Raw genomic sequence first — 14,697 nt, forward strand, 5'->3', positions numbered from 1 at the left:
GCGGCTGTGCCGCTATGGTAGGCATTCTGTAGCATTGGTCGGCGCGCCGTGGGCGCGTCTTTGCTTTATCAGATGGAGAGCGCTATGGCTTGGAATGAGCCGGGTGGCAACTCGAATAATCAAGATCCTTGGGGTGGCAAACGCCCGAATAACGGCGGCCGCAAGGGACCACCAGATCTCGACGAGGCCTTCCGAAAGCTGCAGGAAAGCCTGAATGGGTTGTTCGGTGGTGGGAAAAAACGTGGTAGCGGCGACGGCGGATCAAATGGCGGCAAAGGTGCTGGTTTTGGCCTGCTGGGCATTGGTCTGGTCGTGCTGGCTGCAGCCTGGCTGTACAGCGCGGTTTACGTGGTCGACGAACAGGAGCAAGCCGTGGTGCTGCGTCTGGGCAAGTACTACGACACCGTAGGGCCGGGTCTGAACATCTACTTCCCGCCGTTCGATAAAAAGTACCTGGAAAACGTGACGCGTGAGCGTGCGTACACCAAGCAGGGCCAGATGCTCACTGAAGACGAAAACATCGTCGAAGTGCCGCTGACCGTGCAGTACAAGATCAGCAACCTGCGCGACTTCGTGCTGAACGTTGATCAGCCGGAAGTCAGCCTGCAACAGGCCACCGACAGTGCCTTGCGTCACGTAGTGGGTTCCACTGCGATGGATCAGGTATTGACCGAAGGCCGTGAGCAGATGGCTGTGGACATCAAGGAGCGCTTGCAGCGATTCCTTGATACCTACAAGACCGGTATCACTGTGACTCAGGTGAACGTACAGAACGCAGCAGCACCGCGTGAAGTACAAGAAGCCTTTGATGACGTGATCCGCGCTCGTGAAGACGAGCAGCGTGCCCGCAACCAGGCAGAAAGCTACGCCAATGGCGTGGTGCCGGAAGCGCGCGGTCAGGCCCAGCGCATCATCGAAAACGCCAATGGCTATCGTGATGAAGTGATTTCTCGCGCCAAGGGTGAGGCAGACCGCTTTACCAAACTGGTGAGCGAGTATCGCAAGGCTCCGGATGTGACGCGTGACCGCCTGTACCTGGACACCATGCAGGAAGTCTTCAGCAATACCAGCAAAGTACTCGTGACCGGCAACAAAAACGGCCAGAGCAACTTGCTGTACTTGCCATTGGACAAAATGATTGAAGGCCGTAATGGCAGCACCCCGGCAACGGGCTCGGCAGCTGCGGCGGGCAATAACGATTCGGCATCCCATGCCAACTCGGATATGCCGACACCACCGCGTACCAGGGAGAGTCGCTGATGAGCAATAAATCGCTGATCGCCCTTATTGTTGCCGTTGTCGTGGCGATTGTTGCCTGGAACAGCTTCTACATCGTTTCGCAAACCGAACGTGCAGTCATGCTGCGCTTTGGTCGTGTGGTGCAGGACGATGTTCCGCCGGGTCTGCATGTGAAGATTCCTTACGTCAACCAGGTGCGCAAGTTCGACGGTCGCCTGATGACGCTGGATGCGCCGACTCAGCGTTTTCTGACGCTGGAAAAGAAAGCGGTAATGGTTGATGCCTTCGCCAAGTGGCGCGTGAAAGATGCCGGTCGCTTCTATGCTGCGACCTCCGGTCTTAAGCAAGTTGCTGACGAGCGCTTGTCGCGTCGTCTCGAATCGGGTCTGCGCGACCAGTTCGGCAAGCGCACGCTGCATGAGGTTGTGTCCGGTGAGCGCGACGCGCTGATGGCTGACCTGACTGCGTCGCTGAACAAAATGGCTGAAAAAGAGCTGGGCATCGAAGTTGTTGATGTCCGGGTCAAGGCCATCGACCTGCCGAAGGAAGTAAACCGCAGCGTTTTCGAACGCATGAGCAGTGAGCGTGAGCGTGAAGCTCGTGAGCACCGCGCCAAGGGTAACGAGCTGGCAGAAGGCATCCGTGCTGACGCTGATCGTCAAGCCCGCGTGCTGTTGGCTGAGGCGTATCGTCAGTCCGAAGAGGCTCGCGGTGATGGTGATGCCCAGGCTTCCGCGATCTACTCCAAGGCTTATGGTCAGGATCAGGAGTTCTACAAGTTCTATCGCAGCCTGCGCGCTTACCGCGAAAGTTTTGCGAACAAGAGCGATGTACTGGTTCTGGACCCAAGCAGCGATTTCTTCCGCTACCTGGAAAAATCCAAGCCGGCACAGCAGTAAAGGGGGCGTCGCCGGTTAGTCACTGTATGAGCGGGTTTGCTCGCTCATACATATGAATATCTGGCGCATGTATTCACTCCGCCCGGCGGGCAAATTGCCTGGCGGGGTGATCCTTTTAGAAAACGTGTGTATGATGCGGCAGCCGGGAAATTCCCGGCTTTTTTGCGTCTGCATGTTTGATTGACCGACTGGCTGTTACACGTCGGCAGATTTTTCGAGGAATGTGCGAGCCTGTCGCTTTGGGCTTTTTTGCTGTGCGCGTTCAAGACGCAGCCACGTTCTGCTTTACTCAAGGCTCGCCTGCTGGCTGGCCGCCCGGATCATAGGGGAATGGCGTAATGGCAACGGTAGACCGCTGGCTTCTGCCAGATGGCATCGAAGAAGTACTTCCACCTGAGGCAGCCCGCATTGAAGTGGCGCGCCGTCAGGTGTTGGATCTGTTCCAGAGCTGGGGCTATGAGTTCGTTGTCACCCCGCATATCGAATACCTGGAGTCCTTGCTGACAGGGGCAGGCCAGGATCTCGACTTGCGGACCTTTAAGGTTATTGACCCGCAAACGGGTCGCCAGATGGGTTTTCGTGCCGACATCACGCCACAAGTGGCGCGCATTGACGCGCATACCTTGCGCCGTGAAGGCCCGAGCCGTCTGTGCTACGCCGGCAGCGTGCTGCATGCTCAGCCGCGCGGGTTGTCATCCTCGCGCAGCCCGATCCAGCTGGGTGCCGAGTTGTATGGCGATGCCAGCCCGAGCAGCGACGTGGAAGTCATCAGCTTGATGCTGGCCATGCTGCAATTGGCCGACGTGCCGGATGTCCACATGGACCTGGGTCACGTTGGTATCTACCGTGGTTTGGCCCGTGCGGCCAACCTGTCGGTTGAAGTGGAACAACAATTGTTCGACGCTCTGCAACGCAAGGCGATCGACGAAGTAACGGCCTTGACCGAAGGTTTGCCGGCTGATTTGGCAGGCATGCTGCAGGCATTGGTTGGTTTGTGTGGCGGCCGCGACGTGCTGGTTGCTGCGCGTGAGCGCCTGGCCCAGGCTCCGGCCCCGGTTCTGGCTGCTCTGGACGATTTGCTGGCGATTGCCGAGCGGTTGTCTGTGCGTTTCCCGCAGTTGCCGCTGTATTTTGACCTGGGTGAGTTGCGTGGGTATCACTACCACACAGGTGTGGTGTTTGCGGTCTTTGTTCCGGGCGTTGGGGATTCCATCGCTCAGGGCGGTCGTTATGACGATATTGGTGCTGTTTTCGGGCGTGCCCGTCCGGCGACCGGTTTTTCGACTGATTTGAAAACCCTGGTGACCCTGGGGCGTGCTGAAGTCGAGCTACCGTGTGGCGGTATCTGGATGCCCGACAGTACAGATGCGACACTCTGGCAGCAGGTTTGCCAGCTTCGCAGTGAAGGTCAGCGTGTGGTTCAGGCATTGCCTGGCCAGTCACGGATCGCCGCCAGTGAGGCGGACTGCGACCGCCAATTGATTCAGCAGAATGGCTTGTGGCAAGTAGTGCCGCTGGCTTCTTGAGTTTTCCTGCCGGCGGCTGCCGGCACCAAGTTTGCGCGAAGAGGACAAGTGTTATGGGTAAGAATGTCGTAGTCCTGGGCACCCAATGGGGTGATGAGGGCAAAGGCAAGATCGTTGATCTGCTGACCGAACATGCTGCCGCTGTAGTGCGCTACCAGGGTGGCCACAACGCTGGCCACACCTTGGTAATCGACGGTGAAAAAACCGTTCTGCACCTGATCCCGTCGGGCGTATTGCGCGAAGGCGTGCAGTGCCTGATCGGCAACGGCGTGGTGGTTGCTCCCGACGCCCTGTTGCGTGAAATCATCAAGCTGGAAGAGAAAGGCGTACCGGTGCGCGAGCGCCTGCGTATCAGTCCGTCTTGCCCGCTGATCCTGTCCTTCCACGTAGCGCTGGATCAGGCTCGTGAAAAGGCCCGTGGCGAGCTGAAGATCGGTACTACCGGTCGCGGCATTGGCCCGGCATATGAAGACAAGGTTGCTCGTCGTGGCCTGCGTGTTGGCGATCTGCTCAACATGCCGCGCTTTGAAGCCAAGCTGCGTGAATTGGTGGAATACCACAACTTCATGCTGGTGGGTTACTACAAAGAAGCCGCCATCGACTTCGACAAGACCCTGGCCGAGTGCAAGGAATACGCCGAGCTGCTCAAGCCGCTGATGCTGGACGTGACTGCCGAGCTGCACGGTCTGCGCCGCGCTGGCAAAGACATCATGTTCGAAGGCGCCCAGGGTTCGTTGCTGGACATCGACCACGGTACCTACCCGTACGTGACCAGCTCCAACACTACCGCTGGCGGTGTTGCCACCGGTTCGGGCGTTGGTCCGATGTTCCTGGATTACATCCTGGGTATCACCAAGGCTTACACCACTCGCGTGGGTTCGGGTCCATTCCCGACTGAGCTGTTCGACGAAGTGGGCGCTCACTTGGCCAAACAGGGTCACGAGTTCGGTGCAACCACCGGCCGTGCCCGTCGTTGCGGCTGGTTCGATGCCGTTATCCTGCGTCGCGCTATCGATGTGAACAGCATCTCGGGTATCTGCCTGACCAAGCTGGACGTACTCGACGGTCTGGAAACCATCAATATTTGTGTCGGCTACAAAGATGCAAACGGTAACGTCCTGGTGGACGCGCCGACCGATGCTGACAGCTACGAAGGTCTGCAGCCGGTTTACGAAGCTGTACCGGGCTGGACAGAATCGACCGTGGGTGCCAAAACCCTGGAAGAGCTGCCTGCTGCTGCGCGTGCTTACATCAAGCGCGTAGAAGAGCTGATCGGTGCTCCGATCGACATCATCTCGACTGGCCCGGACCGCAACGAGACCATCGTTCTGCGTCACCCGTTCGCTTAAGACGTTTTGATGTAAACAAAGGGCCCCTCGGGGCCCTTTGTTGTTTCTGCCTGCCGTGCGGCACGACCCTTGCTGTGAAATAGCCATTAAGGTGCCATCAATATAGTGGCACCGCTGTGGAGGGGTTTTCTGTGTCTGCCGTGCTCTCACTGTTACGAAGTCGTCTATTGCGGCCTGTATTCGTTACCCTAGGTATCGCTCTCTTGGTGCAGGTGCTGGTGGCTGTTGCACTGACGCGCAGCACAGTGGCGGCCCTTGAGTCTGATCTGGATGCGCGCCTGGGGGCGGACAGTCAAAAGCTTACGGGCGAGCTGGAGCAGGCCGGGCGTGAGGTCAAGAGCAGTCTTGAAGGGTTGTCTGCCAGCACTCGCGAACGCCTGACGGCCGGGCTGGCGCCGCGCTTGAAAGAAGAGCAAATGCAGCTGCGCAATGCACTGGAAAAGAATCTGATGGATTCGGCCAATGATATGGCGCAACTGCTGGCGGCTGTAGCGCCACGGGCCATCTGGGACAATGATGCGCCCACATTGTCCGATTTCGCCCGTCGTGCCCAGCGCAATCCCAACGTGCTGTTCGTGGTGTATGACGACGTTGCCGGACAGCATCTGACGCGTTACCTCAATCGTGAAAATTCGATCAACAAGGCTCTTTTGGAGAAGGGTAAGGGCGAGCGAGCCTTGGATAAAGTTCTGGATGCGGCGCGGCACGACCCGGCGGTTTATTACCTCGAAGCCTCCATCAGCCCCAATGGCGTTGAGATTGGCAAGGTGTTAATGGGCGTTTCCACGGCCTCGGTCGAGAAGGATCTGGCTGCCCTTGATAAGCGTTTTGCGCAACTGATCGTCAGCAGTGAGCATTTGGTGGATGAAAGCCTGCAGGGCGCTGCAAAAGACAGCTCGGCAGCACTGGGCGCGCGTCTGGAATCAGCCCAGGCTGCAGCGGCGCAGATGCAGGCCAATACCGCGGTGACCGTTCGCGATGCGGCTGACACCTTGCGCTGGCGCATTGGCATGGGGCTGGCGATTGTGGGGCTGGGTGTTTTGCTGTTGCTGGCTGTGGTGTTGGGGCGGCGGGTGGTCAACAAATTGCTGCTGATGATTGCCGCGTTGAACGATCTGGCTGCAGGCGAGGGTGATCTGACCAAGCGTGTGGGCCTGAACAGCAAGGATGAGATTGGCGATATGGCGGGGGCGGTGAACCGTTTTATCGACAAGTTGCAGCCCATTGTGCGTGAGGCAGGTGATGTGGCGCAGCGTACCGGGGTCGAGATTGGTGCCATGACAGAGCGCAATGCAGGGGCCAATGCTGCGGCCCAGTTGCAGCGTGATGAAGTGGCCCAGAGCCTGGAGGCGCTATCGACCATGGCCGATGCGGCGCAGTCGGAAAGTCAGGCGATGCAGGCAGCGCTCAGGCAGGTGCAGGATATTCGTCAGGCCACTGATGAAAATACCCGCACCTCTGCACAAGTCGGCGGCTTGATCGAGGCGCTGGCCGGACAGGTTGGGGCTGGAGCCAAGGTCATTGAGCGTCTGGCACAGCAAAGTGAGCAAATTGAAGTGGTACTGACGGTCATTCACGGCATCGCCGAGCAAACCAATCTTCTGGCCCTTAATGCGGCGATTGAGGCTGCACGGGCAGGGGAGACAGGGCGCGGTTTTGCTGTGGTGGCAGATGAGGTGCGGGCGCTGGCCAGCAAGACGCAGAGCTCTACCGGCGACATCCAGGCTCACATCGTAGCCTTGCAGCAGGGGGCCAGGGAGGCAGTAGCGGCGATTGCTCTGGCCGGGCGCCAGGCCAATGAGGGGTTGGCAGTGCTGCGAGGCAGCGTTCAGTTGCAGAAAACTGTGCAGGCTTCGGTTGAGCAGGTGCACGCCGCGATTGGGGATGCCACTAAAGCTGCTGCGCATCAGGCCCAGGGCGCGCATGCGGTGCGTGGGCGGGTTGAAGTGATTCATGCCCAGGCTGAGCGTGCAGCCCGTGCGGTCAACGAAACGACCGCCAGCGGCCAGATACTTGACGGGTTAGCGGCGCAGCTAAAAGCGAGCCTGGGACAGTTCAGGGCATAGGCCGCGAGCAACCTGTAGGAGCGAGCTTGCTCGCGAGCTTTTCAACCACCAAAGAGCTCGCGAGCAAGCTCGCTCCTACGTCAACAGATTGCTAGCGGCTCAGATACATCTTGGTGGTCAGCAGGTAAACCGGCAGCCCCGATACCAGGATCAACAGCGCCGCATAGGGGGCCGCCGCCGCAAACTCGATGTTGGAGGTGTGGGACCAAACCTGTGTTGCCAATGTATTAAGACCGGTCGGACTCAAAAGCAGTGTGGCGGTCAGCTCTTTCATGGCGTCCAGGAACACCAGGGCGAAAGCCGCCCCCAGTGCCGGGAAAATGATTGGCAATGTCACCCGGCAAAACGCCGAAAACGACGATGCGCCCAGGGTGCGTGCCGCTTCTTCAAGCTGCGGAGCGGCCTTGTTCAGCGCCGTGCGAATCGGCGCCTGCGCCAGTGGTAAAAACAGCAAGGCATAGGCAATCAGCAGCAGGGCGGAGGTCTGGTACAGCGCTGGCACGTAATGCAGCGAGAAGTACACCAGCGCCAGGGCAATCACCAGTCCGGGCAATGCATGCAGCAGGTATGGCAGACGCTCGGCCCAGATGGCCAGCCGGCCTTTATACCGCACCACCAGCAAGCCTACGGGGACCGCCAGCACCAGGCACAGGGCAGCGCCGCCCAGCGCCAGTGACAGGGACGAGAGCAGCGCCTCGCCAATGGCTGCCATCGGGAACGCTGCGGAGCTGCCCTTGACCAGCCAATACGCCAGCATGCCCAGCGGGACCCCGCTCCCAATGATTGCCAGTGCCAGGCAATACAGCTGGCCAATAAATGACCATTTGCCCAGCCGCACTTGCTCGGCGCGCCGTGCTGCGCCCTGGCCGATTCGAATGTGCCGGCCTTTGCCGCGCACTTTCAGTTCCAGCCACAGCAGGCTCAGACACATCACCAGCAGCACTGCCGAGAGCATGGCTGCATTGGCGTTGCTGAACGACAGCTCGAATTGCTGATAGATCGCAGTGGTGAAGGTCTGCAGGCCGATGATCGACAGCGCGCCAAACTCCACCAGCATATGCAGGGCAATCAACAACGAGCCTGCCAGCAACGAAGGCCAGAGCAGCGGCAGGGTGATCCTGAAAAACACCCCCAGGCGATTCTGGCCCAGGGTGCGGGCCGACTCTTCAAGTGCCGGGTCGAGATTGCGCAAAGTGGCCGCGACAGGCAGGAAGATCAGTGGGTATTTGGACAGGCTCATCACCAGAATGGCGCCGCCCAGGCCCTCAAAGCTGGAGCTGAGGGACACCCAGGTGAAGCTGCTGACGAATGCCGGAACGGCAAACGGCAGGCACAGGATCACGCCCCACAGGCGGCGCCCCGGCAAGTTACTGCGCTCAAGCAGCCAGGCCAGCGACAAGCCGACCAGCGCGCAGGTTACGGTCACGCCCACCATCAGCAGCAGCGTGTTGCGCATCAGGTCAAATACAAAAGGCCGCCACAACAAGTGCGCCGCTTGTGCCCACCCGGCCTGCCACGCCTTGGTGCCGACATACAGCAACGGCAACAGGCTCAGGCCTACCAGCAACAGCACGGGCAACAACAGCCAGACCGAAGGCCTTTTACGTTTCACGGTGAAGCGTGCAGGTTGGGCGGCAGACAGCATCAGAGCAAGCCTACATCTTGTTCAAGCTCCAGCGCTTCATCAGCGTTGCCAAGGTCGGCCGGAGTGATTTTTGGCGGTTGTAGCTCATCAAATGGCTTGAGGCCGCGTTCCGAGACCATGCCTTTGCGCATCGGGTATTCAGCAGTGGTGTTGGTGATCACTCGCTGACCTTCTTCGCTGGCCATGTACGCCAGAAGTTGCTGGGCTTCTTTGGGGTGTTTGCTGGCCTTCAGTACGCCGGCGCTGGATACGGTAATCAGACCGCCCGCATCGCCATCGGTGAAGTAGTACAGCTTGGAGTTCAGCTTGCCTTTCTCGCGCTGCAGGGCGAACCAGTAGTAATTGTTGACCAGTACGGCGGCCACTTCGCCATTTTCGACGGCTTTTAGCGCAACCATGTTGTTGGTGTAGGTCTTGCCAAAGGCGCGTAGCCCGGTCAGCCACTCCTCGGCGGCATCACGGCCATGCAGTTTGATAATGGCCACGGCCTGTTCCTGGAATGCACCGCTGGTAGGTACGAAACCTACTTTGCCTTGCCATTCGGGGCCTGCGAAATCCAGAACTGACTTGGGCAGCTCTTCTTCCTTGATCTTGTCAGGGTTGAACGCCACGACGCGGGTGCGCGCAGTCACGCCGATCCAGGTGCCATTGGCGGCCACATATTCCTTGGGTAGCGCTTGCAGGGTGCTGTCGTCGGCCTTGGCCAGAAAGCCCTGTTCGCCAAGGCTGTTGAGCGGCGGCGATTCTTCGGCATAGAACACGTCGGCAGGCGAGCGGTCGCCTTCTTCGACGATCTGGCTGGCGAGTTGGTTACTGCTGCCTTTGCGTACGTCGACGTGAATACCGGTCTTGGCTTCAAAGGCTGCGGCGAGATTGTCGCCGACTTCTTTGTGCTGGCCGTTATACAGGGTCAGGGTTACAGGATCGGCAGCCTGAGCGGCGGGAGTGATCAGGGTCAGGCCAAGAGTTGCGATGGACAAACTACGCAGTAGAAATGTTGCAAGCTGGGTATTTCGGAGCATCATTCGCTGGGTTCCTCGCTTGGGTACTACAAAACTTGTAACAATAATAAACGATATTGCTTCTCAAGTGCGCCACAAGGATGGGGCGATAGTCGCAGGAGGAGGGATAGAAAGCTTGGGCTGGGACGATTGCCAGCCACGGAAACGCAAAAACCCGCTTTCGCGGGTTTTTGTGAGATTTGAAATGTTTTCAGCGAAAACATTTCAAACTTGAATTGGTGCCCAGAAGAAGACTCGAACTTCCACGACCTTGCGGTCACCAGCACCTGAAGCTGGCGTGTCTACCAATTTCACCATCTGGGCAGTATCAGCAACGTTGCCGCTGTTGATGTGGCGCACTATACGGAGGGCTTTTGATTCTGTAAACCCCTGTTTTAGTTTTAATAAATCAGCGGCTTAGAATGCAAAAACCCGCTTTCGCGGGTTTTTGTGTGAGTCTGCAGATTGTACTAATCTGCATCTCTAAATTGGTGCCCAGAAGAAGACTCGAACTTCCACGACCTTGCGGTCACCAGCACCTGAAGCTGGCGTGTCTACCAATTTCACCATCTGGGCATCATCTTCAACGTCGTTGCCGTTGTCGATGGCGCGCACTATACGGACGACCCTTTGACCTGTAAAGCGTTGTGCATAAAAATAGTGAAAATATTTCGCGAACGGCGAGTGCGCGACCGCAATGTGCGTCAGAACGGGCTATTACGGCTCTGTATGAGTCCGAAATTTCCCGTTTCAATACGCGTATGCCAAACTAACCCGCATATAGACAAGGTGAAAACTATCTAATGGCCGATTGGCAGACCCTCGATCCCGAGGCCGCACGTGAAGCGGAAAAATACGAAAACCCTATCCCTAGCCGCGAGCTGATCCTTCAGCATCTGGCCGAGCGTGGTTCGCCGGCTGCTCGCGAGCAGTTGGTAGAAGAGTTCGGTCTGACTACAGAAGACCAAATCGAGGCCTTGCGTCGTCGCCTGCGTGCGATGGAGCGTGATGCCCAGCTCATTTATACCCGCCGTGGCACTTATGCGCCGGTGGACAAGCTCGACCTGATTCTCGGCCGCATCAGCGGTCATCGTGACGGCTTCGGCTTCCTGGTCCCTGATGATGGAAGCGACGACCTGTTCATGAGCCCGTCGCAAATGCGTCTGGTGTTCGATGGCGATCGTGCGCTGGCTCGTGTTTCCGGGCTGGATCGCCGTGGTCGCCGTGAGGGCGTGATCGTTGAAGTGGTCTCGCGAGCTCACGAAACCATCGTAGGGCGTTACTTCGAAGAAGGCGGCATTGGCTTTGTGGTTGCCGACAATCCGAAGATCCAGCAAGAAGTGCTGGTTACCCCGGGTCGTAACGCCGGCGCCAAGGTTGGCCAGTTTGTCGAAGTGAAGATTACTCACTGGCCGACGCCGCGCTTCCAGCCTCAAGGCGATGTGCTTGAAGTGGTGGGCAACTATATGGCGCCCGGCATGGAAATCGACATTGCCCTGCGCACCTACGATATTCCTCACGTCTGGCCTGAGGCAGTGCTTAAAGAAGCCGCCAAGCTCAAGCCTGAAGTTGAAGAAAAAGACAAAGAGAAGCGTATCGACCTGCGCCATCTGCCGTTCGTCACCATTGACGGCGAAGATGCGCGCGATTTCGATGATGCGGTTTACTGCGAAGCCAAGCCGGGCAAGCTGCGCCTGTTCTCGGGTGGCTGGACGTTGTACGTGGCAATTGCCGACGTCTCCAGCTACGTGAAAATCGGTTCGGCGCTGGATGCCGAGTCTCAGGTACGTGGTAACTCGGTGTATTTCCCTGAGCGCGTGATCCCGATGCTGCCCGAGCAGTTATCCAACGGTCTGTGCTCCCTGAACCCGAAAGTCGACCGTTTGGCCATGGTTTGCGAGATGACCATCTCCAAGTCCGGCGAAATGACCGACTACAAGTTCTATGAAGCGGTGATTCACTCCCAGGCACGTCTGACCTACAACAAGGTCAGCACTATCCTGGAACAGCCGAAAACCAGCGAAGCCAAGCAACTGCGCAGCGAATACGCTGATGTAGTACCGCACCTCAAGCAACTTTACTCGTTGTACAAGGTGCTGCTGGCGGCTCGTCATGTGCGCGGCGCGATTGATTTTGAAACGCAGGAAACCCGAATCATCTTCGGTTCCGAGCGCAAAATTGCCGAAATTCGCCCTACCACGCGTAACGATGCGCACAAACTGATCGAAGAATGCATGCTGGCTGCCAACGTGGCCACTGCTGAATTCCTCAAGAAGCACGAAATTCCGGCCCTGTATCGCGTTCACGATGGTCCTCCACCTGAGCGTCTGGAAAAGCTGCGTGCCTTCCTTGGTGAGTTGGGTCTGAGCCTGCACAAGGGCAAAGATGGTCCGTCGCCGAAGGATTACCAGGCGTTGCTGGCCAGCATCAAGGATCGTCCGGATTTCCATCTGATCCAGACCGTGATGCTGCGTTCGTTGAGTCAGGCGGTGTACAGCGCTGATAACCAGGGCCACTTCGGCCTGAACTATGAAGCCTATACCCACTTCACCTCGCCGATTCGTCGCTACCCGGACCTGCTAACCCACCGGGCAATTCGCAGCGTCATCCATTCCAAAATGGATACCCCGCACGTTCGCCGTGCCGGTGCGATGACGATTCCGAAAGCGCGCATTTATCCGTACGACGAAGCGATTCTTGAGCAACTCGGCGAGCAGTGTTCGATGAGCGAGCGTCGTGCCGATGAAGCCACGCGTGACGTGACCAACTGGTTGAAGTGCGAGTTCATGAAGGATCGCGTCGGCGAGTCTTTCCCTGGCGTAGTTACTGCGGTAACGGGCTTTGGCCTGTTCGTCGAGCTGACCGACATTTATGTTGAAGGTCTGGTCCATGTGACCGCGTTGCCGGGCGATTACTACCACTTCGATCCTGTGCATCACCGCCTGGCGGGCGAGCGCACCGGTCGCAGCTTCCGTTTGGGCGACACCGTTGAAGTGCGAGTGATGCGCGTCGATCTCGACGAACGCAAAATCGACTTTGAGATGGCTGAGAAAACCCTCAGCGCGCCAATTGGCCGCAAAAATCGCGGTACTGACGCGCCTGCTGCCAAAAATGCCGGTAAATCGGGCACCAAAGCTACGGAAAAACCTGTCGAGCCGGCCCCGGCCGCTCGTCGCAGCGCGCCCAAGGCTGCCAAGAAAACCGACGATACGTATCGCCCGAGCGATGCTGCGGCAAAAAATGCCGAGCTGCGCAAAAGTCGTGAGTTGAAGCAGGCGCTTCTGGCCGACGCGAAAAGCGGCGGTCGGACATCGGAGCCGGGAAAGTCGGGTAGGGGGGCGCCTGCCAAAGATGCAGGTAAGCCTTCCAAGCCGAGCAAACATCGTAAAGGCCCGCCAAAATCGGGCACCGCTCCTGCTGCCAAAAGTGGCGGAGCGCGCAAACCTAAGGCCAAGTCATGAGTCAGTTGGAAAAAATCTACGGTATTCACGCTGTAGAAGCGTTGCTTCGTCACCATCCAAAACGCGTCAAGCAAGTATGGTTGGCTGAAAGCCGCAGCGATCCTCGCGTTCAGACCCTGATTGCGCTGGCTGCCGAAAACCGGATTGATGTCGGTAACGCTGAACGTCGCGAGATGGACGTTTGGGTTGAAGGCGTGCACCAGGGCGTCGTGGCTGAAGTGAGCCCGAGTCAGGTGTGGGGCGAGGCCATGCTCAACGAATTGCTGGACCGTACCGAAGGTGCTCCGCTGATTCTGGTTCTGGACGGCGTGACCGATCCGCACAACCTGGGCGCTTGCTTACGCACGGCGGATGCGGCGGGTGCTTTGGCCGTCATCGTACCTAAGGACAAGTCTGCAACCCTGACTCCGACTGTACGAAAAGTAGCCTGCGGCGCTGCGGAAGTCATTCCGTTGGTTGCAGTTACTAACCTCGCCGCCACGCTGAAAAAGCTTCAGCAGCGCGGACTGTGGATCGTGGGCACTGCCGGCGAAGCCGAGCAGGAACTCTACGACCAAGACATGACCGGCCCGACCATCCTGATCATGGGTGCTGAAGGCAAAGGCATGCGCCGCCTGACTCGTGAGCATTGCGATTATCTGGTGCGTCTGCCGATGGCCGGTAGCGTCAGCAGTCTGAACGTATCGGTCGCAACGGGCGTCTGCCTGTTTGAAGCGCTGCGCCAGCGCAGCGTCAAGGCCAAGACTTCTTCAAAGAAGAAATAGCAATACTTGTAGTCGCTGCCGCAGGCTGCGAAGGATTGTGAAGCAATCCGTTCTTTTGATGGCTCTGCGGTCCCTCTCGCACCCTTCAGCAGCGACTACAGGTTTGTGGTGATTAAAGATTGTTCAAATAATCACCAATTGCCTTGCACCTCTCTTGCCCCTTCTCTACAATTGCGCCCCTTGCCGTCATGGCGGGCGCATATGTGCCTCTCTAGGCAAGACACACAAGTGTCATTCACTCCTTGTCTGACCGCTTTTTAGTTAGCGGCAGGCTACAACCCGTAAGGAGCATTCATGCGTCATTACGAAATCATCTTTTTGGTCCACCCGGATCAAAGCGAACAAGTCGGCGGCATGGTAGAGCGTTACACCAAGCTGATCGAAGAAGACGGCGGCAAAATCCACCGTCTGGAAGATTGGGGCCGTCGTCAACTGGCCTACGCAATCAACAATGTTCACAAGGCTCACTACGTGATGCTGAACGTTGAGTGCACTGGCAAAGCCCTGGCTGAGCTGGAAGACAACTTCCGTTACAACGATGCTGTGATCCGTAACCTGGTCATCCGTCGCGACGAAGCCGTAACTGGCCAGTCCGAGATGCTCAAGGCTGAAGAGAACCGCAGTGAGCGCCGTGAGCGTCGTGACCGTCCTGAGCATTCTGACAGCGCCGATGGCGATGACAGCGATAACAGCGACGCCAGCGATAACGCTGACGAGTAATCCACGGACCTTTTGAGGAGCCAATTA

9 protein-coding genes, 2 tRNA genes and 2 pseudogenes are annotated in these 14,697 nt (G+C 58.0%); 9 read left to right on the forward strand and 4 right to left on the reverse strand.

The features are described 5' to 3' along the window. The first annotated feature begins 84 nt into the window (after nucleotides 1–84). From hflK to ACP7BO_RS15400, 6 genes and pseudogenes are all read left to right on the forward strand, one after another. A complete protein-coding gene (gene hflK / locus ACP7BO_RS15375; protein WP_060695766.1) occupies nucleotides 85–1,260 on the forward strand; it encodes an FtsH protease activity modulator HflK in 1,176 nt (391 codons plus the stop codon). Then, on the forward strand, nucleotides 1,260–2,138 hold the full coding sequence (gene hflC, locus ACP7BO_RS15380) for a protease modulator HflC (protein ID WP_003439032.1): 879 nt from the start codon (nucleotides 1,260–1,262) through the stop codon (nucleotides 2,136–2,138). Before hflK ends, hflC begins: the two co-directional genes overlap by 1 nt. A gap of 338 nt (nucleotides 2,139–2,476) precedes the next feature. Continuing rightward, nucleotides 2,477–3,664: an ATP phosphoribosyltransferase regulatory subunit gene (locus ACP7BO_RS15385; protein WP_073509423.1), complete on the forward strand. Its 1,188-nt coding sequence runs from the start codon at nucleotides 2,477–2,479 to the stop codon at nucleotides 3,662–3,664. 53 nt (nucleotides 3,665–3,717) lie between these two features. Next, nucleotides 3,718–5,013: an adenylosuccinate synthase gene (locus tag ACP7BO_RS15390; protein ID WP_003439037.1), complete on the forward strand. Its 1,296-nt coding sequence runs from the start codon at nucleotides 3,718–3,720 to the stop codon at nucleotides 5,011–5,013. Between the two features lie 1,094 nt (nucleotides 5,014–6,107). After that, a pseudogene (locus ACP7BO_RS15395) lies at nucleotides 6,108–6,173 on the forward strand (hypothetical protein); the annotation flags it as partial. A gap of 411 nt (nucleotides 6,174–6,584) precedes the next feature. Beyond that, a pseudogene (locus ACP7BO_RS15400) lies at nucleotides 6,585–7,079 on the forward strand (methyl-accepting chemotaxis protein); the annotation flags it as partial. Nucleotides 7,080–7,170: 91 nt separating this feature from the next. Here ACP7BO_RS15400 and ACP7BO_RS15405 read toward each other — a convergent pair. The 4 genes from ACP7BO_RS15405 to ACP7BO_RS15420 form a co-directional block, all read right to left on the reverse strand. Beyond that, nucleotides 7,171–8,724 (reverse strand): ABC transporter permease, encoded by a 1,554-nt coding sequence (locus tag ACP7BO_RS15405; protein WP_426211249.1) that lies wholly within the window; start codon nucleotides 8,722–8,724, stop codon nucleotides 7,171–7,173. Next, nucleotides 8,724–9,749, reverse strand: coding sequence for an iron ABC transporter substrate-binding protein (locus tag ACP7BO_RS15410; protein ID WP_426211251.1), 1,026 nt, complete (start codon nucleotides 9,747–9,749; stop codon nucleotides 8,724–8,726). Before ACP7BO_RS15410 ends, ACP7BO_RS15405 begins: the two co-directional genes overlap by 1 nt. Nucleotides 9,750–9,962: 213 nt before the next feature. Further along, nucleotides 9,963–10,049 (reverse strand) — tRNA-Leu (locus tag ACP7BO_RS15415). Between the two features lie 165 nt (nucleotides 10,050–10,214). Continuing rightward, nucleotides 10,215–10,301, reverse strand: a tRNA-Leu gene (locus ACP7BO_RS15420). A 227-nt stretch (nucleotides 10,302–10,528) separates the two neighbouring features. Here ACP7BO_RS15420 and rnr point away from each other — a divergent pair. The 3 genes from rnr to rpsF all read left to right on the forward strand — a co-directional run bounded on the left by rnr (nucleotide 10,529) and on the right by rpsF (nucleotide 14,670). Beyond that, nucleotides 10,529–13,186: a ribonuclease R gene (gene rnr / locus ACP7BO_RS15425; protein ID WP_060695757.1), complete on the forward strand. Its 2,658-nt coding sequence runs from the start codon at nucleotides 10,529–10,531 to the stop codon at nucleotides 13,184–13,186. Continuing rightward, the gene (gene rlmB / locus ACP7BO_RS15430; RefSeq protein WP_060695754.1) at nucleotides 13,183–13,950 is read left to right on the forward strand and encodes a 23S rRNA (guanosine(2251)-2'-O)-methyltransferase RlmB; all 768 of its coding nucleotides are present in this window, start codon (nucleotides 13,183–13,185) and stop codon (nucleotides 13,948–13,950) included. The genes rnr and rlmB overlap by 4 nt, the downstream gene beginning before the upstream one ends. 294 nt (nucleotides 13,951–14,244) lie before the next feature. Further along, on the forward strand, nucleotides 14,245–14,670 hold the full coding sequence (rpsF, locus tag ACP7BO_RS15435; RefSeq protein ID WP_003439045.1) for a 30S ribosomal protein S6: 426 nt from the start codon (nucleotides 14,245–14,247) through the stop codon (nucleotides 14,668–14,670). The last annotated feature ends 27 nt before the right edge of the window (nucleotides 14,671–14,697 follow it).

The organism is Pseudomonas sp. TWR2-1-1 (assembly GCF_049897045.1).
Classification (GTDB): domain Bacteria; phylum Pseudomonadota; class Gammaproteobacteria; order Pseudomonadales; family Pseudomonadaceae; genus Aquipseudomonas; species Aquipseudomonas versuta.

Excerpts from the sequence above, each read along its gene's own strand:
- hflC (WP_003439032.1), top strand. The coding sequence starts at position 1,260 with ATGAGCAATAAATCGCTGATCGCCCTTATTGTTGCCGTTGTCGTGGCG.
- ACP7BO_RS15405 (WP_426211249.1), bottom strand. The coding sequence starts at position 8,724 with ATGCTGTCTGCCGCCCAACCTGCACGCTTCACCGTGAAACGTAAAAGG.
- hflK (WP_060695766.1), top strand. The coding sequence starts at position 85 with ATGGCTTGGAATGAGCCGGGTGGCAACTCGAATAATCAAGATCCTTGG.
- rnr (WP_060695757.1), top strand. The coding sequence starts at position 10,529 with ATGGCCGATTGGCAGACCCTCGATCCCGAGGCCGCACGTGAAGCGGAA.
- ACP7BO_RS15390 (WP_003439037.1), top strand. The coding sequence starts at position 3,718 with ATGGGTAAGAATGTCGTAGTCCTGGGCACCCAATGGGGTGATGAGGGC.
- rpsF (WP_003439045.1), top strand. The coding sequence starts at position 14,245 with ATGCGTCATTACGAAATCATCTTTTTGGTCCACCCGGATCAAAGCGAA.
- ACP7BO_RS15385 (WP_073509423.1), top strand. The coding sequence starts at position 2,477 with ATGGCAACGGTAGACCGCTGGCTTCTGCCAGATGGCATCGAAGAAGTA.
- ACP7BO_RS15410 (WP_426211251.1), bottom strand. The coding sequence starts at position 9,749 with ATGATGCTCCGAAATACCCAGCTTGCAACATTTCTACTGCGTAGTTTG.
- rlmB (WP_060695754.1), top strand. The coding sequence starts at position 13,183 with ATGAGTCAGTTGGAAAAAATCTACGGTATTCACGCTGTAGAAGCGTTG.